Origin of the sequence: Pseudoalteromonas sp. BMB, from assembly GCF_001709235.1 — a bacterium.
GTDB classification, from domain to species: domain Bacteria; phylum Pseudomonadota; class Gammaproteobacteria; order Enterobacterales; family Alteromonadaceae; genus Pseudoalteromonas; species Pseudoalteromonas maricaloris.
Map to the genome: position 1 here is coordinate 32,875 of NZ_MBQA01000159.1, position 25,959 is coordinate 58,833.

Sequence of the window (25,959 nt, forward strand, 5' to 3'; positions counted from 1 at the left end):
GTGGATACTTTTGCAAAAGTTGAATTAACACAAGATTTAGTCGAATCAAGCTTTCCGCTTGCCGACCTCAATACGCTACTCACCTCCCTATCTGATTATTTTGAGGTACCAATAACTTTAGTCACTGTAATTGAAGGGCAATGGCAACATCTGATCGCCAGACATGGGATCCTAGCCGACAGGACACCGGAGCAAGATGCTTTTTGCAAGAGCTTAATCAAACATAACAAGTCTTTACTTGTTCCAGATACCGCCTTGGATGAAAACTATGCCAATAACCCGCTCGTGACTGGCGAGCCCTACATTCGCTCATACTTGGGTGTACCTTTTAGACTCGACGGCAAGCCAATCGGTGGCGTATGTTTAATCGATACCAAACCGAAAAACTATGCCGAGCGAGATGTTCATTTACTCGAGACGATCAGCGGTCTTATCACCAATATTTTAGAGCTACAAAAAAACTATTCGCTATACCTCGAAGATCAAGAGTTAATCCGTTTTTCACCAATCGTGTTAATTAAGTGGAAGTATAATAATGGGCTGCGCATTCGTACGGTTTCTCCGAATATTGAGCGCGTGATTGGTATTGACGCTTTTCACTTATGCTCCGGGGAATTGCATTTTGAAGACTTACTCACCGAGCCAAGTGTTGAGAAATTTCATTTTAATTTACAAAACCACTTGGATGGTTTAGAAGCGTCTGAAATTTTGCTAGAGATGGCATTAGACTCAAAACAGATCTGGATCCGTATGATCACCGTGGCGCATTTTAACCACGACGGCAGAATGACAAGCATTCAGGCTTTTATTACCGAAAATACTGCGCAAAAGTACACCGAAGACAAACTCAATGAGACGAACCGACAGATGCGCCTGTTGCTCGAAGCCTCGGAGCTAGGTACATGGGATTGGAATATTCCGGCAGATATAAATAAAGTTAATAAAAAGTGGTGTGATATGCTTGGAATTGAATTTGAATACGTTGAGACCAGCGTTAATTACTTCCGCCAACTTATTCATCCAGCCGATCGTAGTCACGTAGAAAGAGACCTAGCCAAGCACCTACAAGGGTTAACCGATGCCTACACCACGTCTTATAGAATGAAGCATGCCAACGGACACTGGGTGTGGATAGAAACCTATGGCAAAGTGGTTGAACGCGATAATAGCGGCAGAGCACTGCGCCTTGCTGGTACTCACCGGGATATTACTTACCGGATGGAAGCACAGTTGCAAGAGCGAAAGCAAAAACAATTACTGTCTTTTATCAGTAAAGCACAGTCGGCCTATTTAAAGACTGGTGATCTGTCTAAATCATGCCGTGAAATTCTAGAAGAGCTCATCGACATTGCGGATAGCCAATTTGCGCTGATCGGCGAGCTTGAGCATACCGCCGGTGTACCAAGGCTCTTTATTCATGCCATTTCAGAAATGCAGTGGAATGATTTAAGCTCTCAATTGGTACAGAGATATTATGATAACGATCTCTATTTTACTGATTTTAATAATCTGTTCGGATCAGTGATCCTGACGGGAAAAACCGTCATTAGTAATGAACGAGGCAAGCACCCTGCGTCGAAAGGCACGCCAAAAGGACATCCAAGGATCTCTAAGTTTTTGGGGCTGCCGATAAAGCTCAATGGCGAATTGATCGGTATGATAGGACTTGCGAATAAGTTTTTTGACTATACCGAAGAAGATGCAAAATTCTTACAACCACTGGTCGATTCTCTAGCGGGTTTATACTATGCGGTTAAACTCGATAAAGAGCGCCAAGAAGCAGAAAACAAACTGCTTGAACTTGCAATGACCGACACCTTATCAGGCCTTCCCAACCGACGTGCCTTTATGGAAAAAGCCGCAGAAGTTGGTGAGATATCCTTCCCCTATTTAATTGGTATGGTAGATATCGATAACTTTAAGTCTATTAATGATACCTACGGTCATGATGCTGGTGACAAAGCCATTAAGCTGATTGCTTACACCATAAAGGATGCGCTACGCAGTGATGATTTTACCGCGCGAATGGGAGGAGAGGAGTTTGCATTTGTGTTACTTGATGCCACACATGGATCATCTAGCGCACTGATTGAGACCATCAGAGAATCCATATCTAACTTGGAAATTACACTGTCAGAAAAAGAGAAAATACACCTCACGGTCAGCATTGGTGTAAAAGCGGTACTTCCCGAGATGGAAAAAATGTCTATTACAGGACATTTAAATGATGCTGATAAAGCTTTGTATGAGGCTAAACATACTGGCAAAAATAAAGTAGTTTGGTTCGAATAACAAAATATTTCATATTGCTTGATATACTTTAATTTCGCGTCAGACATAAAAATGGAAAATGATGAAACAGCTCTCACTTAACCTAGTTGCACTTGGGTTTTTAGTCACCTCATCAGTAGCTTATGCCGATTATACTGCTGAGTTAGAAATTGACCGAATGCAGGACACACCGTTTAAAGAGTGTAGCGACTACACTTTTCGCCAAGTTATGAATAATTTTTTTACCGAACTCACCTGGGATTATCTCACAAGCGATTGGGGCAGAAACTACATAAATATTGATGGTTATGTAGAAGAAGAAGGCGAAAAGTTTGATTTTCTTCTTCAATACGAAGTCAAATCTGATGGGACGTTTGAATTTAACGCAATGGAGTTCTTAGGAAAAGCAAAAGACGACTCGTTTATTATCATGATGCTCGACAAGATTTGCTATCATTCAACCGGTGATTAGCGCTTCAGCTCGAAGCGCTAATCTACTTCTAAATTTAGTCTGCTGTAACCCTGCACTGGATGGGCTGTTGGTAATAACCCCAAGTTAATATTGCTACATTACTTTGTACTTTAAGGTGATAATCGCCACCGCGGTAATGAGTATCACTGGCGGAGTTATCGATGAACATCAGCTTTTCACTGTCATTAAATTCTGCGACCATGCTTAGTGGCTGAGTATCATAGTAAAAAACGGATAATAACTTATCGTTACAGAGATACGTCGTATGCCCGGAGCTCGTCACTAATGCAAAACGAGCCTCAAGCTCGGCAATACGGTGAATATACGACTGCTTCAAGCAATGCGTGCTATCGCTAGATTTCCAACACGCATTGCGTCCTTTTATCCACCCTCTTTGCTCGGCTTTAAGCTGCTTCGAATGCGGCTCTTTTACAATTTTTTCATACACAGAATTGAGCCTGCGATCCAGTTGAGACAACGCCGCACTATCACAAATAACGGCTTCCATGCTTCCTGCTCTTACCTCGTTACAAGCGAATGAAGGCGTATGTAGAATGTGTTGTTTTAAGTGCTCGTCAATATAGCGACACCAATCCTGCGTGCTACGGTCGGGCTTATCCGAGTAACTTCTTACACCAAGTTTAAACTCAATGACCGATTGCCATTCTTGGCTGCCAAGATCAGGACCATGCCCGCTACCATCGCCACTCTTTAAAAGATTATCGACCTCTGTCATCCACTGCTCGCCACAATGAAACGCTTCAACGTTCAATTTCTTGGAGGGTGTTAAAACTGTCCTAGTTTGTGGCGCACATCCAAATAGAGTGATGGCTATAACTGCAGCCAATCCATGAAAAAATTACGGGTTAATATGGTCGCTTTCAAGCTAATTTCCTTTTAATCGTGTAGACAAGAGTTGCGCTTACCCAACAGTAACACTATGAAAAACACTGAGTTATTGTCGTCGGTACGTCCGCTAGAGTCACTTCTTTACTGTGAGCATTTAGCTTAATGGCCTCTTTGGGCATTCCAAATACAATACTGGAGCTTTCATCTTGTGCATAAGTCTGCGCCCCCGATTTCTTCATTTCTAACAAACCAAATGCACCATCTGCGCCCATTCCGGTTAATATAAATCCGATAGCATTGCTTCTAACTTGCTTCGCAACAGATTGAAATAATACATTGACCGAAGGCTTATGGCGCTGCACTGGCGGCCCATCTTTGAGCTGAGTGTAATAGAATGCACCACGACGAACAAGCTGAAGGTGATGGCTTCCTGGCGCGATGTACACATGGTTAGCCAGTACGCGTTCGTTATGCTCAGCCTCTTTAATCTTTAATTTTGAAAGATCATTTAGCCTTTGAGCAAAGGCTTTAGTGAAGTTGGCTGGCATATGTTGTACCACCACAATACCAGGCAATTCGGGTTCTAGTTGACTAAATATGTACTCAAGCGCTTGCGTCCCCCCTGTCGAAGTGCCGATGGCTACCACTTTATCAGTGGTATTAATGGCGAGGTTGGTAGTGCTCATTGCGACATTGATAGAAGACGCACGGCTTATGTCTTCCGTAGAGGACTTTGGTCTGTAGAATCTCGCTTGCTTAACCACTTTAATAAATTGCTCGCGTTGAGACTCAAGAAATGATTTTAAGCCACACTCTGGTTTAGTTAAGATTTCAAATGCACCAAGAGAGAGTGCCTCTACCGACAATTGAGCTCCTGTGGTTGTTAGCGATGAACAAATGATCACGGGGATGGGTTTATTGGCCATGAGCCAGCGTAAAAAGGTAATGCCATCCATCTGTGGCATTTCTATATCAAGAATAATAACATCCGGCGGCTCTGCCAACACGCTGGGCTGCGCCAAGACAGGGTTGCTAAACACCTTAGTCACGCAGATTTCAGGCGAATACTCCAACATCGCAGTGACCGTTTGCCTTACCACAGCAGAGTCATCGATAATATAGACGGAAATTTTATTCGACATCAGGTTGCTCTCCTACTCGATAACGCAACATGAAAACGGTCTACCCGGCAAGCGCCATCCTTGAGATCCACTCGAATTCTCCGATAATAAGGGCCACCAACATCGCGCGCGACAAGCCTAAATCCATAATCGTCAATCAGCTTATGACTCATTTCGATGTTTCGCATACCGACAGTCTCTGAACAAGACGTTTTGAACATCTCTCCACCACCAAAAAGCTTAATCTCCACACAATTCTCAGGGATACTAAACCGCTTTAAATATTGGCGAACCAACGAAAAAGTCTTATCGACATATTTAGCGGGCTCATCGTCATTCGGCTTTTCTGTGGTTGGTAATAGCATATGACTCACAACAACTAGTTGGTGCTGCTTAGACACTAAAACAAATGAAACACAGGACCCGAGCAAGGTATTGAGCGTTGCTGGACGAAATGACTCAATCGCCAAACTACCCGGTTGCAAAAATATTGATTCAACGTCTCTGTTTGGCATCAACATTTTGCATACACCGCAGGGGCGATTGATTCAAATTTGTCATACACGCCATTTAAGCTCTCGGAGTGTCCTAAAAACAAAAAACCTTGCTTCGGCATCGCCCTATAAATATTTTCTAGGATTTTTACCTTTTCATCTTTTTCAAAATAAATCAGTGCATTACGGAGGAATATTATGTCAGCTTTACCACCGATATAAGGCACAAGTAGATTATTTTTGAAAAAATTAACTTTATGATAGAGCTCATCATTCACCATGATATAGCCGGTCTTCTCTCCGACGCCATTTAGACAGTATTTCCTTAGGTATTCGTCAGGAATGTTTTTAGCACGATGTAAGGGGTAAATTGCCTTTTTCGCTAAATCCAGCATCCGCTCAGAAATATCGCTGGCACGCACCACCCAATTCCCGTGACCATAATGCTCCTGCGTGCACATGGCCAAGGTGTATGCTTCCTCGCCAGAAGAGCAAGCCGCACACCAAATATCTGGTGCAGACTTTTGGTAGTACGTGGTAAACAGCTCTGCTAACTTTTCAAAGTGTTTACGCTCTCTGAAGAAATAGGTTTCATTGGTAGTCAGCAAGTCGATGCACATATTTCGCTCACCTTTGTTATTGGGTATCTTTAGATACTCAATGTACTCACCATAGCTACTTAATCCTAAAATCCTCAGTCTTTGATTTAGTCGTCCACAGACTAAGTTCTTTTTATGATCCCTAAGATGTATTCCTGATTCGGCTTTGAAGAAGTCAGCAATACAGGTAAATTCTTGATCGCTAATAAAGTCCCCAATCATGTGGCACCTCCTTAGAACTGTTCAAAGTGCTCTTTTGAGCGAGCTTGCCCAGCACTAACTTCTTTTCGCTCGGCGACGGGTTGTGCTTCTGTTTGCGGTTTTCCGCCTTCTAACACTCGCATTTTGCTTTGGCTTTCAATATCTCCGATTTTAAAATAGGCGACGAGCTGGGTAAGCGTCTCTGCTTGACTGGACATTTCTTCCGCGGTGGCTGCTAGCTCTTCTGACGATGACGCATTTTGCTGCGTTAGCTGGGTGATTTGATTCATCGAGTCGTTGATTTGGCCGACACCCGCAGCTTGTTCGTCTGACGCTGCGGAGATCTCTTGTACTAAATCAGAGGTTTTACCAATCGCAGGTACGATTTCAGCAAGTAGACTGCCTGCCCGCTCGGCTTTGCTCACTGAGCCAGATGCTAACTGAGATATTTCCTGCGCAGCAAATTGAGATCGCTCAGCAAGCTTTCTGACTTCTGCAGCCACCACAGCAAACCCTTTACCATGCTCTCCAGCTCGAGCAGCTTCTATGGCAGCATTCAGTGCCAACAGATTCGTTTGATAAGCAATGTCATCAACAATACCTATCTTAGAGGCAATTTGTTTCATGGCCGATACGGTCTCTTCCACGGCGCTACCGCCTTCTTGTGCTTCACCCGCAGCTTTTGATGCCATACCGTCAGTGATTTTGGAGTTTTCTGCATTTTGGGCAATGGATGCCGTCATTTGTTCAACCGAGGCTGATGTCTCTTCAACTGACGAGGCTTGTTCGCTTGCACTCTGTGCCAATGACTGTGCTGTAGAAGAGACTTCGGTAGATGCCTGCGCTAGCGATTCAGAGTTAGAACGAACATCACAAATAATGCGACTTAAACTGGAGATTGTACTATTGACGCTTTGCTTCAACTCGTCATAGACACCTGAATAGCTTCCTGCAATCTCAACATCAAGGCGACCTTCTTTTAACCCCTCCATGACGTTAGCAATTTCTTGAATCGGTTTTTCAGTCGCTTCCAATACCTCGTTAAGACCATCAGTCATGGTTTTAAATGCGCCGGTATAGTTTGAGGTGTCTGCGCGATTTTGGATGTTTCCTTTGACCGCTTGTGAAACCAACTCGACGATATCGGTCGCTAAGGTATCTAACACATCGGTGAGATTGGCTGTACGTTGCGCCAGCTCACCTAAAAGCCCTTGTGCTTGTACTTTGGGCTTTAATGATAAGTTACCTTCACTCACTGCGTTGAGCACGGCAAAATTGTCCTCAAGTACCGATTCCAGCACTTCCATCGACTTATTATATGCCTCTGCAATTCTGCCTATCGATCCCTCTAACTCACTGGCTTCAATGCGTCTGTCAAACTCCCCACAAGCTACCGCTTGGAAGGCAACACCAAACTCTTCTTCTAACAAGCGCTCTTTACGCTTTTCATCAGTTACGTCTTTCCACTCAACCGTAGTAGAAATACGCTTATTGTTTTCATCAAATACAGGGGTGATCATGAGCTCCAAGCTGTGCTCACCAAACCCGAGTCTTGCAACGTGCGTAGAATTTAAACTCGCTAACATAGTGCGCTGGTGGCTTGGATTACGGTGGAATTGGTCGATACTTCCTCCCACTAGTTTGTCAACGCAAAAGGTAGGTAACGTGCTTTGGATCGCAGTTTCTAACTTGAGTAACATGTCTCGCATGGCGCGATTTATATAAACAATATCGTAATTTTCATTGGCTAGCATAATACAAGCGGTACTGTAATCCATGGCTTGTTTATAAAAATCGCTATTACTTCCAGCGCTCAAACTCGATTGGCTGATTAATTTAGCCACGAAACTACAGTTGGCAATGGGCTGTGCTAATTTCATGATTTCTAATTGATAAGATCCGCTTGGCATATTAACTTTGGTGGTCTTATCTATCAGCTCGGAAAAGTTATTGTGCAACGACAGCATATCAGTAATATATCCACCATCACTTTGTGCGTTATTTGCAATAAGCTGGGAAAATTGATTGCTTTGATGAACAATCCGACCTGCACCATCTAACAGTGCAGCAAATGTGCCTGTAGTCTCGATAGCCTCTAATTCTGCATTGCCTTTAAGCAAACTTAATACATTGGTCGCGAGTGTTTTGGCTTCCCCTTCATATAAAGCGGGGTTTACTTGGGTAAGATCTGAGTGTTCAATCGCGTTTACGACTGCCTTCGACAGTTGATTAACTTGTTTGTCAAAGATTGCTGGTAAAATTCCCATTATGTATCCCCTTATTAAGAGTTAGCTAATTTTCTAGATTCAGGTTCATGAGCAAAATCATGAATAAGCTTTGGTACATCAAGAATGAGCGCAATGTCTCCTGACCCTAAAATACTTGAGCCACTGATCCCCGACATCTTTTCAAATAACGCACCGAGTGGTTTGATGACCGTTTGAAACTCACCTAACAGCTGATCGACGACGATGCCTGCTCGCAACTGACCGTACTTCACAACGACAATACTTGGTCTGATCTTAGGGTTCGTGGGTAAGTCAAAAATACGACTCAAATGAATAAATGGCAGCACTGTACCGCGCAGATTAATGTAATCGGTTTGACGAGTTGCCCCATTGCCAAGCGGAAGTTCAATACACTCTGTAACCATATCGAGTGGAATGACGAACTTAGCATCAGCAACACTCACCATAAAACCATCGATAATGGCCATGGTTAACGGCAACCTGAGTTGGAAACACGTACCTTGGTGCTCGACAGATTCAACACTCACCGTTCCACGTACCGCTTCAATGTTTTTTCTCACCACATCCATGCCAACGCCGCGTCCCGAGATATTTGATACTTTTTCGGCTGTGGAAAAGCCTGGTTCGAAGATTAAGTTAGCAATTTCTTTGTCGGTAAGCTCAGTATCAGGTGAGATCAGATTACGCTGAATTGCTTTTTCTTTAATTTTTTCTTTGTCTAGCCCGCGTCCATCGTCACTGATCTCTATTACAATACTGCCCGAATCATGAAAGGCTTTGAGTGATAAAGTACCGTATTCAGGTTTTCCACTGTCGGCTCTTTGTGCTGGTGACTCCATACCATGATCAATGGCATTGCGAACTAGGTGCGTAAGAGGGTCGACTATCTTTTCAACCATTGATTTATCAAGTTCGGTTTCAGCCCCCATAATTTCTAAAGAAACTTGTTTTTCTAACTCCTTTGAGGTGTCGCGCACCACACGGCTAAAACGATTAAACGTTTCGCCTATCTGTACCATTCTGAGTTGCAGTGTACTGCTTTGCACATCACTAACGAGTTGTTGAATATGCTCAACAATTTCAGTAAGGGCCGAGTCACGTATTGTTTTAGTGTGATCTTCAAGTGCCGCAGACACGATAACCAGCTCGCCAAGTTCATTGACTAATTCATCTAGCTTCTGCGCCGGTATTTTCATCATCCGCTCGGGATTCTTTGGTTTGACTTTGTTATTTTTGGTGGGCTGTTTATCAGTTTTGACAAGTGTTGGCGTTGGCTTATCATCTTCAATTGGGGCTATCTCAATATTTGATTCTGCAGCAATAAATTCAAATGCTTCATCAATATCTTCTCGCGTAGAGTGATGTATCTCTAGCTGCATTCTAAAATGGCATAACTCTAGTTCATCTGGTGTGACCGCGTTAAGCGCAGGTACCTCATCAATTAGCCAATCTACTTCTACCGTACTACCTTTACTTTCGATGTAGCGAATAATCGAAAGCGGATCAAAACCATCCACCATGCAGGCCTTATAAAACTGCGCTGAGACTCGAAAGCTCTGCGTTGCTTCTTGATTTTCGACAACGGTTTGCTCACTTGAGACTTGGTCTTGCAAACCACTATATGACTTTAAACTTTCTAGCAGCCCAGTTTCAGCATCGGTCAACGCCTGAGGAAAATCTTCGTTTGACTCTAAGCACTTAATTAACGCATTTATATGGTCATTACATTCGAGCAAAGTCGAAATCAGTTTTTCGCAAGGATTTAGCGCGTGATCACGAAGAAGCTCCATTGTTGCTTCAACAAAATGCGTAAAATCGACAATATGGTCATAGCCAACAACACCGGCTGAGCCTTTTATGGTATGTGCAGCACGAAACGCCTCGTTTATGATCTCGTCGTCACTATTTGGCAGTATAGACTCCATTGCCAAGAGACTTTCTTCAAATTGAAGTACCAACTCCTTGGCTTCTTCAATAAAGACCGCTTGAATTTCGGATAAATCAACCATCTTACCTCCTTTGCGCGCAGTTTGATGCAACTAAGGTATTGAGTAGCCATAAGGCACAAGGTGAGTGATGCTCATCAACCCCTATCACAGATAACGGCTTTTCCGTACAACACTGTGCGAGTGCTACAACTAATTGAAAGCCTGCAGCGTCCACCTCCAACAGCTCGCTAAGGTCAATCGCTACCGCAGTTGTGTCATCGCTTAACATGAGCTGCCATTTTGCTGCCACTTTGCTCACTTCATAAATGGTCAATACTTCTGGCAGCACAATGGTTAAGTTGCTCATATTTATGCTCCTAAGCCAAAATACGTGAAACGGTATTAATCAGCTTTTCGGGTTTAAACGGCTTTATCATCCAAGCCTTTGCTCCCGCTTGCTTACCTTGACTCACGAAATCCGAGCCCGATTCTGTGGTTAGCATCAAAAAAGGCGTAAAGCGATATTGGCCCATTTCTTTCACCTTCTTCAACAAGCTCAGCCCATCCATGTTTGGCATATTCAAGTCACTAATGATTAGGTTGATTTTGCCTTCATCTAGCTTGTTGATTGCGTCAAGACCATCACAGGCATCAATGACTTCATAACCTTCAGCGAGTAGTGTCATTTTTGCCACCTGACGAATTGAAGCCGAATCATCTACTATCATAATTTTCTTAGTCATAAGACCTCCTAGAAAAATGTTACTTCATCTTCAACATGGTCTTGTTGAGACGTATTTTCAGTGGTTGAAACATGACATTCCCTTTCTTCTTTCATGGTGTAAGAGTTGAACATTTCTTGCTGTAATGCAGCCAACCCTTCCTCGCCTAGCTCACCTTCTGTCCTGTATAGCGAGACTAATGAAGTAAGCCCTTTGCAAATGTGTTCTAGCTTTTGGCTCACTCTATCTTGAAATTGAAAATCAGTTATCGCGTCGTCGACGTTCGCTTTTATCTTGCTTGCGGTATCATCTAAACCATGTACCGATTGCGTCAGCTCATTAGCGACCGTCGTCATCTCATTGAGTACTTTTCGGATATGTAATTCAGCGTCATCCATAAGCGTAACGTCTTGTGCCTGTGATTCGGTGAGCTTTTCAGTATTGTCAGCAACGGCATTGGTTAAGCCGTTCATCTTTTCAATAATAAGCTCTGCAGCTTCTGAGGTAATATCCGAAAGCTCACGCACCCTTTCCGCTACCACGGCAAACCCCCGACCGGCTTCCCCCGCTCTTGCAGCTTCAATTGATGCGTTGAGTGACAATAACGTGATCTCTTTTGATATTTTTTGAATGGATTTGGTTTGCTCAGTTAATTCCTTGGCGGCATGGCTTACAGCTTGATTGGAATTGACGACCTCGAGTTTTGAACCAAGAGCCACACGCAAACTGTGCAGGACTTCATTGAGTTCTTCTTGACTGTGTTTGGCAAAACAGTGTTCATCATCACCAAAATTTTCTACAGAACCTCGTGCCGATTCGATCGTGTTATTTAGTGCCTGTCTTAGCTCCGAAAACTGCAAGGTGAGCCCTGAAACCGAGTCATTACCCAAGGTTTTAATACTGTAGACCTGGTTAATAACAGTTTCTAAAATCGCGGCAACAGATTCTGTATTGTGCTGCTCTACCTCGCAATGCTCTTGCATATCATTCGAATAACTAGCAAATGCCTCACAATCAAGAATGACTTTTGCGGTTAAATGACGCTGCCTTAACGTTACCGCTAAGAGTGCACTGGTGATGAGCACAGAAGATAACGATAAGATATCAACGCGAACACTGAGTAATAGCGTTAGAGACAATACTAGGCTTAGCAACACCGCAGCGCTAATGTAGTACTTGTAGATTGCCTTTAGCTCATTAATTGGAAGTATCTGCATTATGCTGACTCCCCAAGATGACTACCACGCTCGCTTAACTCTATCAGCTCAGCCATCTCTTCAACTGAGAGAACTTTTTCAAGGTCTAGCGCGATGAGTAGCTCATCTCCGCGTCTTACCATGGAAGCGATGAAGTCGGCTCTGATTTGCGCGCCAAACTGAGGTGAGTTGGTTAGATCTTTTGCGTCAACTTCAATGACTTCATTAACGCCGTCAACAATGACACCCATCTCAATGAGGTTGTCAGAAATACTGAATTCACAAATGATAATGCAGGTTCGTCTTCCAACTTCTATTACTTCTCCACAAAGCCGAGCTGACAGATCGATAACGGGTACGACTGAGCCTCTTAAATTAATCACTCCTTTAATAAACTCAGGCATCAAGGGGACTTTTGTCACGGAGCCCAATTCAATGATCTCCTTTATTGAAAGGATCTCAATTGCATAGCAATCCTGTCTTGACTGAAAAGTGAGATATTGCAATGACTGTGTGGTTTCTGTGATCGCTTGCATTTTTCGCCCCGTCTCATTTGTCTTATATGTTACTTTAGTCTCATATTTCTTATCTGTCAAAATTTGAGCAATAATTTATTTTAACTATTTCTTTGTGGTAAAAATAAGTTTAAAAACAGATGGTTATAAACAATTTCGTAGTATTGAGTATTACCGCAGTGACGGATTTATAGTGGTTCTTTTGACAACGAAATCTGTGGCAGAAAGCTAAAGCCAACTGATTAAGAACGAAAACAATAAGGAAGTACATGAATTGCAAAGAAACGCTAACCTAATGAAGGCTAATGTTATTATGAACTGGGTTTGATTGATTACTTATCCGTAAATTCGTCGGAGAAATCTGCTTCGCTGAGCTTAGGAAAGGATACCGTAAACGTTGTGCCTACACCGACTTGTGAGTCAACTTGAATGCGACCCTTGTGCTTGGCGACGATGCTATATGATAGAGACAGCCCAAGGCCAGTACCTTGACCAACAGGTTTGGTGGTAAAAAATGGATTAAAAATTTTATTGATGTCCTCAGCTGGGATCCCTTTGCCAGTGTCTTGGATGGCAATAATCACCTCGTTTTGTTTATCTTCGATAGAGATAGTTACCGCACCGCTTGACTCTATCGACTGTGCAGCATTGATGATTAAGTTTAAAAATACCTGATTAATCTGCATCGGCTGACAATATAGCAACACTTCATCATCGAGGGAGTAAGTTTTGTTGATAACCGCATGGTACTTAATTGAGTTGTTGGCTATTTTCAGCGTACTTTCAATCCCCTTAATAAGATCTGCCTCTTGCCACTCCTGGTTATCAACATGAGAAAAGGATTTTAAACTCTCGACTATCTTGGAGACTCGGTCCAGCCCTTCTAAGCACTCTTGCAGTAATTCAGGCACGTCCTCCTTTAAAAAGTCGATACTATGCTGATTTTGGAGCTGCTGCTCCTGCTGTGCTAAATCACTGTCAGCAAGTCTGCTAAAATTCGATTCATAAAAGTCGAGCATCGCAAACAGTCCGCTAGCCTGGCCTTCTAAACTTTGAATATTGGAATTCACAAAACCAATTGGATTGTTGATTTCATGCGCCACGCCAGCAGCAAGTTGGCCAATTGCAGCCATTTTCTCAGACTGTAGTAATTGGTTTTGTGCAGCTTCCAACTTAAGGTTGAGTGTTTTTAGCTCCTGCTTTTCTATCTCTAATGCTTCGGTTAGACGTTTTTGCTCTTGATAATAGCTCGCAAGCTCCGTCACATCTTGTATGATCACGCATACCTTTTTCACTTCTTCAGAATGCTCAAAAATTGGCACATATTGAATGTTCTGATACATTGAAGTTTCATCGCCAGTAACTGGACGGCTGCTGCTAAGTTCAAACACGTGAGGGCGATGCTCCCAGTAGCTAAAACTTGCTGCTTTTAAAGCAAAAACACTCTTCAATTTCCGCTTAATGATTTTTGCAGCTTCAGGAAATACCTCATCGATGGACATGCCCTCAATATTTTTGGGAGTGTTATCCGGTAGCCGGTTTTTCAAAAAATCATTCGCAAAAACCACCGTATGTGCTTGGTCTAGGACACAAATTCCAACCGGAATGTAACGTTGCAATTCGCTAAACACAGTCAGTCCTCTATTCCAAGCATGGCATTAAGTTTTTGGATCACTGTTTTAATGGAGTTTTCATCTAAACAAATAATCACTCTCGAATCAAAAGCAATAGACTCGATTATAAATGCAATTTTCATTACTAATGTGGTTTTCCACTCAGCAATGTCGTCGGATAGTTGATGTTTATAAATAGTCGGCATAGTCAATGAGGTTTTAAGCTCTAGCTGACTAGAGAAGCCGTTTAAACATGCACCAGCCAAAATGTTAGACAAATCTAATAAGACTTCATTGAGATCAGAGTCATCGAGTGGACTATCGTAGTCCATAAGCTCGGCTATTTCTTGTAAGCCTTGCGGTGACAATAGATTAATGACTTCACCTTTAATTTCCCCTAAAAATGACTGCCTCGTTCTGTAAACATGTGCGGTATTACAGATCTCATTGAGTTGATTTGGGCTTACCGAAGTAATTTCAGGGATAGATAAGCTAATTTTCGTTTCAATTAATCGAGCTAAAGAGTTCGCTGCCTGGCCCATGGATATATTCATTAGCTCTTGCAAGCCATCCCTTTGCTCTTCACTGAGTGGCATGTTCATAATAAACCTAGCTCTTGTAGCGTGTTATGTAACTCTTCTTTTTGTAGTGGCTTTTGCAAAAAGCGAAATGCGCCGAGTTTATCCACCAACTTCTTCGCCTCGGGCTGAATATCGGCGGAAATAACGATTACCACGGTTTTTGCGTGGTGTTCGTGTAGATGCGTAAGAACTTCAAAACCATCCATTTCTGGCATAGTTAGATCCAAAAATAACACCTCAGCTTTGCCCTGCTCAACCATCACCAATGCTTCTTTGCCATTTTTTGCCTCACTGACCTCGACATCCCAGTCTTCAGGTATTGCCCTAAGCACAGCCTTTCTCGACATCATAGAATCGTCTGCAACGGTTACTGGAATTGCCATGAGCACCACTCCTATTTCACTATATTGGTAAAAAGTATGGTCTTTGGCTTTTTGACTGTCAAAAAATTATGAGTAAAAAATGACTCATTTGTCCTCTGAACGAAAGAGATTCAACTTAGAAATAACAAATAATGGCTCGATTAATTATCGTAAATGAGTTTTAACGGTTCTTGACGAGTAGCAATTTTAAAATATCTGTATGATGTGTTCTTTTTTATCTATTAAATATAGGGCTAAGCCCTATATTTGCCTTAGAGATTTTAAAAATAAAATCTTAGCGACAAACTAGCTATCAAAGCCGTTTAGCATTTTGTCACAAACCACAGGAGTTGGCCTATGATTGTCATCGACGGCAACAAAGGTAAAACTACCTGTAATTGCTAAGTGTTTATCATCTTTGTGCATTCTTTCAAGATAGATTTCAACATCAACCTTTAAGCTGGTATTACCAACATGCACTACTTTCGATACCAATTCAGCAAAAGTACCAGCAGGAATTGCTTCTTTGAAATCGACTCGGTCTGACGAAATCGTTACCAAAGGTTTGCGACAAAAACGCGTTGCAGCAATAAAGGCAACTTCGTCCATCCAAGCCAGTGCGTCACCACCAAATAAAGTGTTATGGTGGTTTGTACGGCCCGGGAATACGGTTTTTGTTACGTGTGTGATTGAGCTTTTAATACGTTGCTCAACAATGGCTTGTCTTTGTTCGTCTGTCATTTTTGTACTGCTTTATCCGCTAGTGTATCTTTCATAAGTAGAGCTGGATCGAGTCGTTCCCCGAACCAATTAAAGCGCCAATCTAAATGCGGGCCAGTTACCCTGCCCGTCGCGCCAATTTCAGCGATTTTATCGCCTGTTTTTACCGTATCGCCAACCTTAACATCCAGTTTACTAAGGTGGATATACGTAGAGGTAATACCGTGACCGTGATCGATAATCAAAGTGCCGCCACTGTAATAAAGATCTGGATTTGCAAACACCACTTTACCCGATACCGGCGCTAAGACCGGTTCACCCGTTTTGTTTGCGATATCTAATCCAAAATGTGGTCGTTTTGGCTCACCATTAAAATATCTTTGGCTACCATAAACACCTGAAATACGGCCCTTCGCAGGTCTGAAAACGGGGTCTTTAAAGAATAATAAATCCGAATTGCCTTGTCTTGCTTTTGACACGGCTTGTGCTTCTTCACGTATGCGCTTTAGCACCGACTCTGGTGGCGAAACATACTTTTTCGCCACCCCCGTGATCTTGTCTATATCATAATCTCTTTTCGTGATCACTATCGCTTGGCGATGCTTTTGACCATCATCAGACTGCCAACTCAAGATGTGGTTAAGTTCAGCATCACGGCCAAAACCAAACACGAAATAGCCATCTTTAGAGCGCTTTAATTCTATTTCGTTTAGCTTTATCTCAGTTGCATTTTCAAGCTTACCGACGACCAAGCCACCTTGTGTCAGGTTACCTTTTAATTCAAGCGCCTCAGCAAATAATGTGGTGCTCGCAAGCAATATGACAATTGCACGTTTAAGCATACGCAATCGCTCCTTTTCCAACCCCTTCGTATGCTCTTACTTCAACCTTATCATGTGGATTTTCTAGCTTTATTTGGCCTGCAAGATAGTCCGCAATACATTCAACAGTTGTATCGCAAGGTAATATATCGCAACGTGATTTGCTGATCGCCAACTCAAAATATCCCTGCGACGAAGTATACGCGAACGCATAATCTTTATCTTGAGCGGTTACATACTGAAGCAAACTAGGATCAATCAAGTCTTCTTCGCTGCCAAGATAAATATCTTGCCATTTATCCGCCCATTGTTTTTGTAATCTAGGCATGCTGATATCATTTAGCTTCACACCAATCAATGAACGGTGACCATGAATAATACGCTGACAGTTGCCATCGTGTTTCTTTAAGCCATGGCTGTAGTGATAATAGAAGCCTGTTGCGGCCTCTGGACGCAGTGTTATATCTAAATCTTTCACGTTTTCAGGCATATGCGGCATAATAACAGACTTAAGGTAAGCAATGGCATTGACTTCATTGATTTCATCCCCTTCCACTACACACACCGCCTCTTCCGGTGCATTCATGGCTAAGTGATTTCCATCAAATTGCATATCAAATTCAAATCGGCCTTCACTGTGTTTTGCATTACACGCAAGCGCGCTGGGTACCGCTAATTTGTGGTCGAGCTTTTCGTCGATAATACGTTTGATTTGCTTTTTAACTTTTGCAAAGTCTAACACCATAGACTCTTCGTTTAGCTCACCATGCAACACAATATCGGTGATCCAACTTTCACCTACCGCACCACGACGTGGGCAAAGGTACGAAAAATCAATTACGGTCAAAGAGTCAACAAAAAGGATCATAGATCACCCAAAATAGCCTGCTAAAAAATCATCCCCGATTATAATGATTTTCACATTATAAATCGCCCCTAATTAGAACTGATTTGCATTTAATCTCTTCAATTTTTTGAAATTTAATCAAATAGACATATCTTTAGCGCAAAATTTACAAGTCTCCGTACGCTTTTTAACTGTTCGGAGTTGTTTAGCGTACATCTGTACGCTAAAGTAGCGTCAATTTGCAAGTTAAGAAGAAGATTTATGGAACCGAAGAACAGCTATACAAAAGAAGAACTTATTTTATGTGGTCGCGGAGAAATGTTTGGTGAAGGCAACTGCCGCCTACCTAGCGACAACATGCTAATGATGGATCGCATCGTTCAAATTAATGATGACGGTGGTGAGCATGGTAAAGGTCAAATTATTGCTGAACTCGACATCAACCCTGATCTGTGGTTCTTCGACTGCCACTTTAAAGGTGATCCAGTAATGCCTGGTTGTTTAGGTTTGGATGCGATGTGGCAATTGGTAGGCTTCTTCCTTGGTTGGTCTGGTGGCCCTGGTCTTGGTCGTGCACTCGGTGTGGGCGAAGTGAAGTTTACGGGTCAAATCTTACCGACTGCTAAAAAAGTGACTTATCGCATTGAAATGAAGCGCGTTATCAAACGTAAGCTATTTATGGGTCTAGCAGATGGCATCGTCGAAGTTGATGGTCGCGTGATCTATGAAGCAAAAGATTTGAAAGTAGGTCTTTTCCAAGATACCAGCGCATTTTAACTTTTTCGCTGTTATCGTTTTATAGCTTTAAAAACACACAAAGCCCCATCTGGGGCTTTGCTCTCCTAAAATTCGGTATCAGGTTTTAAAGATGTTGCGATTATCCATCGCTTCTCGCCATCCGCCTAACCATTCTGATCTGTGTTCTACTTGTTGATAGGGACAATTTTCTTTCGACCGACCGGCTAATCCTGCCTTAAATCCTTGTGAATGTGCTCTTTCTAAACGGTCTCTTTTCTGTCTCTTCATAGGTAATATCCTCACCTTTTTCTCGATCAGCATTAGCGTTTCTAATACTGTGTAGTTCAAACTTAAGCGAACGTCATTCAAAACGAAGATAGTGACTTGCGATATAATGACAATTCGTACTAACAATTTAAATTAAAGATTTTATTGAGAAAAGTTAAACACGAGCGACATCGTATTTCATACAGATGTGCTACTTACCGATGAGATTTGGCCAAACCCATACCTTCAATAAATCACATCTCAGCGAGTCATGCAATGATCAGAAATGTAATTCTTGTACAGCTGAGCACAAAAAGCATAATTATTTTAATTTTATATAGATACCTAGATATTCAAGACGTAAATTATTGGTTGATGATCTTGTTTTTCTATATTTCTCTGTAAAAAAACATTCATAATATAGTAATAAAAAGAGGCTGGACGAATCCAACCTCTTTTCAATAACTTGAGTTTTTAAATCGAGCAAAGCTCAATTAAGCAGTACTGTCTTAGCTTGCTTTAATAACCTCTACACCACCCATATATGGTTTTAGTGCATCAGGCACAATAATTGATCCATCTGCCTGCTGGTAGTTTTCTAAAATCGCAACTAGAGTACGACCCACCGCTAAACCCGAACCATTAAGAGTATGAAGTAGTTCTGGCTTCTTCTCACCACTACGGCGGAAACGCGCTTGCATACGGCGCGCTTGGAAATCCCACATGTTTGAACAAGAAGAGATTTCTCTGTAGGTATTTTGCGCTGGTAACCAAACTTCCAAATCGTACGTTTTCGTCGCACCGAAACCCATGTCTCCTGTACAAAGCACCACTTTTCTGTAAGGTAAGCCAAGTGCTTGTAAAATTTGCTCAGCATGGCCTGTTAACTCTTCAAGCGCTGCCATAGAATCTTCAGGTTTTACAAGCTGGACAAGTTCAACCTTATCAAACTGGTGTTGACGAATAAGTCCGCGCGTATCACGCCCATAACTACCTGCTTCGCTTCTAAAACAAGGCGTGTGCGCCGTCATCTTAATCGGCAGCTCTTTTTCGTCGTAAATAACATCACGAGCGCAGTTAGTTAACGGTACTTCTGCCGTCGGAATTAGGCTAAAGCCATCTTGGTCTTCAGATAACGCTTCTGTATGGAACAAATCTTCTGCAAACTTAGGAAGCTGACCCGTGCCAAACAAGCTCGCTTTATTCACAAGATATGGTACATACATTTCGGTATAACCATTTTGCTCAGTGTGCGTATTCAGCATCAGTTGTACAAGTGCTCTATGCATACGTGCTACGCCACCGCGCATCACTGTAAAGCGAGAACCACTTAGCTTAACACCAGTTTCGAAATCGAGACCCTTATCAAGCGCTTCACCAAGGTCAACATGATCTTTAACTTCAAAATCAAACTGCTTTGGCTCACCCCAAGTGCTTACTTCAACATTCTCTGACTCATCGGCACCTGCAGGTACCTCTTCAGCAGGGAGGTTTGGCAACGACATTGCGTAGTCATTAAGTTCAGCAAGAATTTTATCCTGCTCTTCTTTCGCTGCACTTAATTGGTCGCCCAAGTTTGCAACAGCATCTAGTAAAGGTTGAACGTCTTCCCCTTTCGCTTTAGCTTGACCAATCGCTTTGGAGGAACTGTTACGCTCACTCTGTAATTCCTGAGTTTTGGTTTGTAGCGCTTTGCGCTTTTCTTCTAATTCGGTGATCTTAGCAACATCGAGTTCAAAACCACGCTTTTTCAGACGCGCAGCAGCTTCCTCGATGTCTTGACGAAAGTATTTAGAATCTAACATTGTTTTTTTAACCTTTTTGCATGATGAGGCAGAGACCAACCCAGGCCATAAAGATACACGCCACCACGTTTAATGTGACGTTAAACGCCATTTTCACATATTGCCCTTGTTGAAGTAACAACAAGGAATCCATTGAGAATGTAGAAAAAGTAGTCAGCGCACCTAAAAAGCCAATACCTATCAACGTTTTAGATGGTGAAACCGAAATAACTTCTTTTTCAATTAAACCGTAAAGCACACCCATCAATAATGAACCAAGAATATTAACGATCAACGTCCCAAAAGGGAATCCCTTACCTAAGAGTTTTATCGACATATCGCTGATAAAAAAGCGTAACATTGCACCAAACGCTCCACCTAGCGCAATTGTAAGATAATTTATTAGCATCGCTACTTGTACCTCTTGGTGCTACTTTGTGCATTTTGCGTCCGTAGATAGTTGAGCTTGTCAGCGATTTGTTTCTCAAGTCCCCTGTCTGTGGGTTGATAATATTGTCGCTCTTGAATGGCTTCTGGGAAGTAATTTTCTCCAGCAGCAAAGGCGCCTGGTTCATTATGCGCATAACGGTATTCTTCGCCAAAACCCAGCTCTTTCATTAGTTTTGTCGGTGCATTTCTGAGATGTTCAGGTACGGGGTAATTCGGATCACTTGCAGCATCACGTTTAGCTTGATTGAACGCCATGTAGACCGCATTACTTTTTGGCGCACTCGCGAGATAAAGCGTTGCCTGTGCTATCGCACGCTCTCCTTCGCTTGGCCCTACCCTATGAAATATATCCCAAGCATTTAACGCAACTTGCATCGCTCTTGGGTCTGCGTTGCCGATATCTTCAGTGGCGATCGCCAGCAATCGCCTTGCAACATAGAGCGGATCGCCTCCGCCTGCTAATATTTTGCAATACCAATAAAGTGCCGCATCTGGTGCGCTGCCACGAACTGACTTATGAAACGCTGAGATTAGGTCATAATATAGGTCGCCCTTATTGTCATAACTTGATAATTGGCTGGGCAACACTTGTTTTAGTACAAGTTCATTCACCAAATGAGTGTTTGAGTTTGGCTCAAAACTTAAGTCAACCGCCTGCTCTAGTAGATTAAGCGCCTTTCTTGCATCTCCCGAAGCTGCTTTGGCGATGAGTTCAAGCGCGCTGTCATCAATGGTGATAGCTAATTTCGACAGCTGTTCATCGCGGGACAACGCATCTTTGAGTACTTGACCTAATTCATCCTCTACAAGCGATTGTAAGGTATAGACACGCGCGCGAGACAAGATCGCGTTATTCAGTGCAAAAGAAGGGTTTTCAGTGGTCGCGCCAATAAAAATAAAGGTGCCATCTTCAATGTGAGGTAAAAATCCGTCTTGCTGGGATTTGTTAAAGCGATGTACTTCATCAACAAATAACAGCGTACGTCTACCAAATTGAGCTAATCGGTTTTTAGCATCGACGACCGCTTCACGAACCTCTTTAATTCCCGCGCTAACGGCAGAAAGTTTGATAAGCTCTGCATCCGCATAGTTGGCAATGATCTCAGCAAGGGTGGTTTTACCCACTCCGGGTGGCCCCCAAAGGATCAGGCTATGACAGCGTCCAGATTCAATCGCACGATAAAGTACAGAGCCTTTGGACAAAATATGACTCTGCCCGACATAATGCTCTAACGAGGTTGGCCGCATTCTTGCGGCCAACGGTCGTACATCTGGTGTAAAATCAAACCCTAAACTAGTCACTGCCTCTTTGGTCGTCTACGACCACTCCTTGTGGAATTGTAAACTCAAACAAACTCTCTTTTACTGGTACATTGACTTTGCTTTCCTTAAAGCTAAACGTAGAGACTTGACCTGAAATATCGTTCACTTTCAATAATGCTAAGCCGTCGTTTTTATCATCAAAACGCAGTGTTAATTGCTCTACCTGCGAGTCTACTTTGTTTTTTGGCGTGATCAGATATTCTTGACCGTTAAGAGCTACGTTGTACTTCAACCATTGACTGTCCTCTTGGGTCGTAAGTAGCACAAATGGCGTAGTATCAATAAGTTTAGTCGTATCTAGGATGGTCACTTGCTCAGCAAACGTATCGTAGTAATAGGTTGTTGCTCCGCTTGATACAAATAAAGTGTCATCCGGCATCTCTTGTTGCCAGCGGATTTTTAGTGGCTGCGCTAAGGTTATCGCCCCTTCGCCGGTTTGCAACTCATTGCCTTCTTGATCTTTAACGATTTGCTCAAACTTACCTTGAAAACTGGTTAATTCAGCCAGTCTTCCTTTTAGACTTTGCATCGCTGCCTCATCAGCCCACACAGGCTGAATAAAGAGGTTTGATAATACCGTTAGCAACGCAATTTGCTTAAATTTTTTCATTAATTGGCTCCACCTTTTACCAATACATCTCGTGCACCATTATGACCAGGAGCACTTACCACTCCAGACATTTCCATTTGCTCAACTAATCGAGCGGCACGGTTATAACCAACCCTCAACTTACGTTGTACACTCGAAACAGACACTTTACCTGTTTCAATAACAAACCCAACCGCTTCATCGTAAAGTGGATCAGACTCTTCATCCCCCCCTTCCGGTGCTTCGCCTGGTAGTAAAATATCTTCAGTTGCTTCACCGCATAGAATTTCTTCTACGTAGTTTGGTTTGCCTCTTGCCTTCCAGTCACTCACTACCGCATGTACTTCATGATCGTCAACAAATGCGCCATGTACACGAACCGGAACACTCGTTCCTGGCGGCAAATAGAGCATGTCCCCCATACCCAATAGATTCTCTGCACCTTGCTGGTCTAAGATTGTACGTGAATCAATCTTACTTGATACTTGGAACGCCATTCGCGTTGGTATATTCGCTTTGATCAAACCGGTAATAACATCTACTGATGGACGCTGTGTTGCCAGCACTAAATGTATGCCTGCCGCACGCGCCTTTTGTGCGATACGTGCAATTAACTCTTCTACTTTTTTACCAACAATCATCATCATGTCGGCAAATTCGTCTATAACAACCACGATACTCGGTAATTTATCTAGCTCTTGTGGTTCATCCACCATACCGTCTGTATCTTTAAAGAGTGGATCTAAAATAGGATGACCCGCTTCTTTAGCGTCTTTAATCTTTTGATTGTAACCTTTGAGGTTACGAACACCGAGCGCCGACATCAGCTTATAACGGCGTTCCATTTCCCCCACACACCAGCGTAGCGCGTTTGCTGCCTCTTTCATATCGGTAACCACTTCGCATAATAAATGTGGGATACCTTCGTAAACTGAGAGCTCAAGCATTTTCGGATCTATCATGATCATTCGCACATCTTCTGGCGGCGACTTATATAACAAGCTTAAGATCATGACATTAACGCCCACTGACTTACCAGAACCAGTGGTACCGGCCACCAGCAGATGCGGCATTTTGCCTAAATCAGCAACGACCGGTTGGCCTGCGATATCTTTACCAAGCACCATAGTCAAAGGAGATGGATTTTGTTCAAACTTAGGGGCGCCTATCACTTCAGACAAACGTACGATTTCACGGTGTTTGTTAGGTAGCTCTAAACCCACATACGTCTTGCCTGGGATAACCTCAACTACACGCACACTGACTGCAGATAATGAACGCGCTAAGTCTTTTGCTAAACCGGTGATCTTAGCAACTTTGATGCCCGGCGCGAGATCTAACTCAAAACGCGTAACGACAGGGCCTGGATACACACCAACTACCTGTGCCTGGACATTAAAGTCTAATAGCTTAGTTTCAACTAACCGCGAGACCTGATCTAACTCTTCTTGCGAAATTGGATTCTTAGCCTTGTCCGGCCTATCCAAGAGATCTAATGACGGCAATGGATCTGCAGGTGGCTGAGCTTCTAGAAGCGCTTCAAATTGCTCTTTTGCGCTTGGTGGAGGCTGATAACCGTTGGCCGCCTTTTCAGGTGCTTTAGACTTAAGTGGCCTTGCCGGAGAAACCACTTTGGTTTCGTGCACTGGTGCTTCATCCAAGGCATTTAATGCCGCGACAGTATCCAGTGGCTCATCCTCTATCGCTGAAAAGTTGATTTCTTGCTCTAGAATATCATCTAGCTCATCAAATACCGACGGCTCTTTCTTCTCTTGTAGATCAGAGTGCGGTGCAGACGTGGATTGAGGTGTAGGTTCAGTGTTCGTTTTGCGGAACAATTTATCTTTTAATTTGCCAAGTCCACTGGGTTCTTCTTCAGCATCGAAATCTATATTAATTTCCGTATCGGTTTGTTGCTGGAGAGTCTGCTCAAGATCATCTTTTCGCTCGCTAGCTATTATTGGTGTCTCACTCTCTACTCTATCCGTTTTGGTGCCAGCACCCTCCGGTTTCTGTGAAACTGACTGCGTTTGCTCTATATTGCGCTCTGCTGTCAGCCTATCGCGTAACCATCTAAAGCCGGCGAGTACCTTTTCACCTAAATAATCAACGAATTCAACCCAAGACACACCGGTAAGTAATGTCATTCCGGCAAAGAAAAAGCACAGTAATAGTATAGAAGTACCGGTAAAGTTAAAGGCAGGCATCATTGCACCAGCAACCACATCCCCTACTACCCCACCAGATGAGAAATTATAGATATCATCGAAATTGATGCTGCTAATTGCACTTGCAGAGGTAATAAACAGTGTCGCGCCAATTAGGCGTAAACCTAGCGTGGTGTAATCGAGTTGCAGTAGCTTATGCGGCTTTTTAAATAGTAGATAACCAAGAAACTGCAGCGCAGCTGGGATCAAAAATGCCAACCAGCCGAAACTCAGTAGCATAATGTCTGCCAGCCAAGCTCCGGCAGCACCCGTTATATTGTTTACTTTTACGTACTCACCGGATTGAGTCCAAGCAGGATCGGCTGGGTCGAAACTTATCAACGCACACAACATAAATATTGCTGCAGCCGTGCTTACAATCAAACCTGTCTCTAAGAGGCGTTGCACACCATTTAAGCGCATTGTAATTAAACCTTTTTTCTGTTTCTTTTCCGGACTATAAACGCCCAAAACGTCAGCAAATTAGTGATTTGCGTTAGTATTGCTGTATATACTTACACCTTACCAAGAAATACCTCAAGGTGCACAAGGTTTTATTACTTCTCCTTCTTCTCCTTTTACTTCTTCCATGACCACAAAAGTGCGACTTTCACTGATGTTTGGCAGTTTAAGTAAAATTTCTCCTAAAACTCCGCGATATTCTGACATGTCGGTCACTCGTGTCTTTAATAAATAGTCGAAACTACCGGACACAAGGTGACATTCAATAATTTCGTCATGCTGCTTTACTGCTTGATTAAATCTATCGAACACATCAGGCGAGTTTTTATTCACTGTAACTTCAACAAACACTAAAAGTCCCTGTCCAAGCTTAGCAGGATCGACTACGGCTTTATAACCTCGAATAAATCCTTCTCGCTCCAGCTTTTTAACGCGCTCCAAGCAAGGCGTAGCGCTCAATCCTATGCGCTTGGCTAATTCTACGTTCGAAATTCTGCCATCTTTCTGAAGTTCGACTAAAATCTTTCTGTCGATTCTGTCTAGTTGTTGATACATAGTGTAGTTTTTTATCCTGAATG

Annotated in this window: 26 protein-coding genes; 3 read left to right on the forward strand and 23 right to left on the reverse strand. The window is 42.8% G+C overall.

All coding sequences use genetic code 11. The annotated features are described in order from the left end of the window. Nucleotides 1-2,292 (forward strand): sensor domain-containing diguanylate cyclase, encoded by a 2,292-nt coding sequence (locus BB427_RS10425; RefSeq protein WP_069020647.1) that lies wholly within the window; start codon nt 1-3, stop codon nt 2,290-2,292. 61 nt (nt 2,293-2,353) lie between these two features. Further along, nucleotides 2,354-2,743, forward strand: a complete 390-nt coding sequence (locus BB427_RS10430) for a hypothetical protein (RefSeq protein WP_069020648.1) — start codon at nt 2,354-2,356, stop codon at nt 2,741-2,743. A 34-nt stretch (nt 2,744-2,777) separates the two neighbouring features. Here the strand turns inward: BB427_RS10430 and BB427_RS10435 are convergent, their stop codons facing one another. From BB427_RS10435 to BB427_RS10510, 16 genes are all read right to left on the reverse strand, one after another. Then, the gene (locus BB427_RS10435; RefSeq protein WP_254663618.1) at nt 2,778-3,479 is read right to left on the reverse strand and encodes a lysozyme inhibitor LprI family protein; all 702 of its coding nucleotides are present in this window, start codon (nt 3,477-3,479) and stop codon (nt 2,778-2,780) included. A gap of 202 nt (nt 3,480-3,681) precedes the next feature. Continuing rightward, nucleotides 3,682-4,734 (reverse strand): protein-glutamate methylesterase/protein-glutamine glutaminase, encoded by a 1,053-nt coding sequence (locus tag BB427_RS10440; protein WP_069020649.1) that lies wholly within the window; start codon nt 4,732-4,734, stop codon nt 3,682-3,684. After that, nucleotides 4,734-5,234: a chemotaxis protein CheD gene (locus tag BB427_RS10445; protein WP_254663619.1), complete on the reverse strand. Its 501-nt coding sequence runs from the start codon at nt 5,232-5,234 to the stop codon at nt 4,734-4,736. Before BB427_RS10445 ends, BB427_RS10440 begins: the two co-directional genes overlap by 1 nt. After that, nucleotides 5,228-6,028, reverse strand: coding sequence for a CheR family methyltransferase (locus BB427_RS10450; protein ID WP_010604746.1), 801 nt, complete (start codon nt 6,026-6,028; stop codon nt 5,228-5,230). Before BB427_RS10450 ends, BB427_RS10445 begins: the two co-directional genes overlap by 7 nt. A gap of 11 nt (nt 6,029-6,039) precedes the next feature. Further along, nucleotides 6,040-8,274, reverse strand: coding sequence for a methyl-accepting chemotaxis protein (locus tag BB427_RS10455; RefSeq protein WP_069020651.1), 2,235 nt, complete (start codon nt 8,272-8,274; stop codon nt 6,040-6,042). Nucleotides 8,275-8,288: 14 nt separating this feature from the next. Further along, the gene (locus BB427_RS10460) at nt 8,289-10,265 is read right to left on the reverse strand and encodes a chemotaxis protein CheA (protein WP_069020652.1); all 1,977 of its coding nucleotides are present in this window, start codon (nt 10,263-10,265) and stop codon (nt 8,289-8,291) included. 1 nt (nt 10,266) lies between these two features. Then, nucleotides 10,267-10,551 carry an STAS domain-containing protein gene (locus BB427_RS10465; RefSeq protein WP_039495895.1) on the reverse strand — a complete coding sequence of 95 codons (285 nt, stop codon included), beginning with the start codon at nt 10,549-10,551 and terminating at the stop codon, nt 10,267-10,269. Between the two features lie 10 nt (nt 10,552-10,561). Beyond that, on the reverse strand, nt 10,562-10,927 hold the full coding sequence (locus BB427_RS10470) for a response regulator (protein ID WP_010604742.1): 366 nt from the start codon (nt 10,925-10,927) through the stop codon (nt 10,562-10,564). 8 nt (nt 10,928-10,935) lie between these two features. Then, nucleotides 10,936-12,123 carry a methyl-accepting chemotaxis protein gene (locus BB427_RS10475; protein WP_069020653.1) on the reverse strand — a complete coding sequence of 396 codons (1,188 nt, stop codon included), beginning with the start codon at nt 12,121-12,123 and terminating at the stop codon, nt 10,936-10,938. Next, nucleotides 12,123-12,638 (reverse strand): chemotaxis protein CheW, encoded by a 516-nt coding sequence (locus tag BB427_RS10480; RefSeq protein ID WP_069020654.1) that lies wholly within the window; start codon nt 12,636-12,638, stop codon nt 12,123-12,125. The genes BB427_RS10475 and BB427_RS10480 overlap by 1 nt, the downstream gene beginning before the upstream one ends. 311 nt (nt 12,639-12,949) lie before the next feature. Further along, complete coding sequence (locus tag BB427_RS10485; RefSeq protein WP_069020655.1) at nt 12,950-14,248, reverse strand: sensor histidine kinase; 1,299 nt, start codon at nt 14,246-14,248, stop codon at nt 12,950-12,952. A 2-nt stretch (nt 14,249-14,250) separates the two neighbouring features. Beyond that, complete coding sequence (locus BB427_RS10490) at nt 14,251-14,832, reverse strand: chemotaxis protein CheX (RefSeq protein WP_010372790.1); 582 nt, start codon at nt 14,830-14,832, stop codon at nt 14,251-14,253. Beyond that, entirely contained in the window at nt 14,829-15,194 is a 366-nt protein-coding gene (locus tag BB427_RS10495; RefSeq protein WP_010372787.1) for a response regulator, read from the reverse strand. The genes BB427_RS10490 and BB427_RS10495 overlap by 4 nt, the downstream gene beginning before the upstream one ends. A gap of 285 nt (nt 15,195-15,479) precedes the next feature. Further along, nucleotides 15,480-15,914 (reverse strand): acyl-CoA thioesterase, encoded by a 435-nt coding sequence (locus BB427_RS10500; RefSeq protein WP_010372783.1) that lies wholly within the window; start codon nt 15,912-15,914, stop codon nt 15,480-15,482. Then, nucleotides 15,911-16,735 carry a M23 family metallopeptidase gene (locus BB427_RS10505; RefSeq protein ID WP_069020656.1) on the reverse strand — a complete coding sequence of 275 codons (825 nt, stop codon included), beginning with the start codon at nt 16,733-16,735 and terminating at the stop codon, nt 15,911-15,913. Before BB427_RS10505 ends, BB427_RS10500 begins: the two co-directional genes overlap by 4 nt. Next, complete coding sequence (locus BB427_RS10510; RefSeq protein WP_039495901.1) at nt 16,728-17,582, reverse strand: 6-carboxytetrahydropterin synthase; 855 nt, start codon at nt 17,580-17,582, stop codon at nt 16,728-16,730. The genes BB427_RS10505 and BB427_RS10510 overlap by 8 nt, the downstream gene beginning before the upstream one ends. A 240-nt stretch (nt 17,583-17,822) precedes the next feature. On the opposite strand from BB427_RS10510, the gene fabA reads away from it, so the two are divergent. Then, the gene (gene fabA, locus BB427_RS10515) at nt 17,823-18,338 is read left to right on the forward strand and encodes a 3-hydroxyacyl-[acyl-carrier-protein] dehydratase FabA (protein ID WP_010372774.1); all 516 of its coding nucleotides are present in this window, start codon (nt 17,823-17,825) and stop codon (nt 18,336-18,338) included. A gap of 78 nt (nt 18,339-18,416) precedes the next feature. Here fabA and rmf read toward each other — a convergent pair whose 3' ends face one another. The 7 genes from rmf to lrp form a co-directional block, all read right to left on the reverse strand. After that, complete coding sequence (gene rmf / locus BB427_RS10520; RefSeq protein ID WP_010372771.1) at nt 18,417-18,587, reverse strand: ribosome modulation factor; 171 nt, start codon at nt 18,585-18,587, stop codon at nt 18,417-18,419. Nucleotides 18,588-19,075: 488 nt separating this feature from the next. Then, nucleotides 19,076-20,371 (reverse strand): serine--tRNA ligase, encoded by a 1,296-nt coding sequence (gene serS, locus BB427_RS10525; protein WP_010372768.1) that lies wholly within the window; start codon nt 20,369-20,371, stop codon nt 19,076-19,078. Nucleotides 20,372-20,378: 7 nt separating this feature from the next. After that, a complete protein-coding gene (crcB, locus tag BB427_RS10530) occupies nt 20,379-20,759 on the reverse strand; it encodes a fluoride efflux transporter CrcB (RefSeq protein ID WP_010604733.1) in 381 nt (126 codons plus the stop codon). 2 nt (nt 20,760-20,761) lie between these two features. Then, entirely contained in the window at nt 20,762-22,102 is a 1,341-nt protein-coding gene (locus BB427_RS10535) for a replication-associated recombination protein A (RefSeq protein ID WP_069020657.1), read from the reverse strand. Then, nucleotides 22,095-22,733: an outer membrane lipoprotein chaperone LolA gene (gene lolA, locus BB427_RS10540; RefSeq protein WP_069020658.1), complete on the reverse strand. Its 639-nt coding sequence runs from the start codon at nt 22,731-22,733 to the stop codon at nt 22,095-22,097. Before lolA ends, BB427_RS10535 begins: the two co-directional genes overlap by 8 nt. Then, nucleotides 22,733-25,342 carry a DNA translocase FtsK gene (locus tag BB427_RS10545; protein ID WP_069020659.1) on the reverse strand — a complete coding sequence of 870 codons (2,610 nt, stop codon included), beginning with the start codon at nt 25,340-25,342 and terminating at the stop codon, nt 22,733-22,735. The genes lolA and BB427_RS10545 overlap by 1 nt, the downstream gene beginning before the upstream one ends. Nucleotides 25,343-25,456: 114 nt before the next feature. After that, complete coding sequence (lrp, locus tag BB427_RS10550; RefSeq protein WP_010372754.1) at nt 25,457-25,936, reverse strand: leucine-responsive transcriptional regulator Lrp; 480 nt, start codon at nt 25,934-25,936, stop codon at nt 25,457-25,459. Nucleotides 25,937-25,959: the final 23 nt, after the last annotated feature.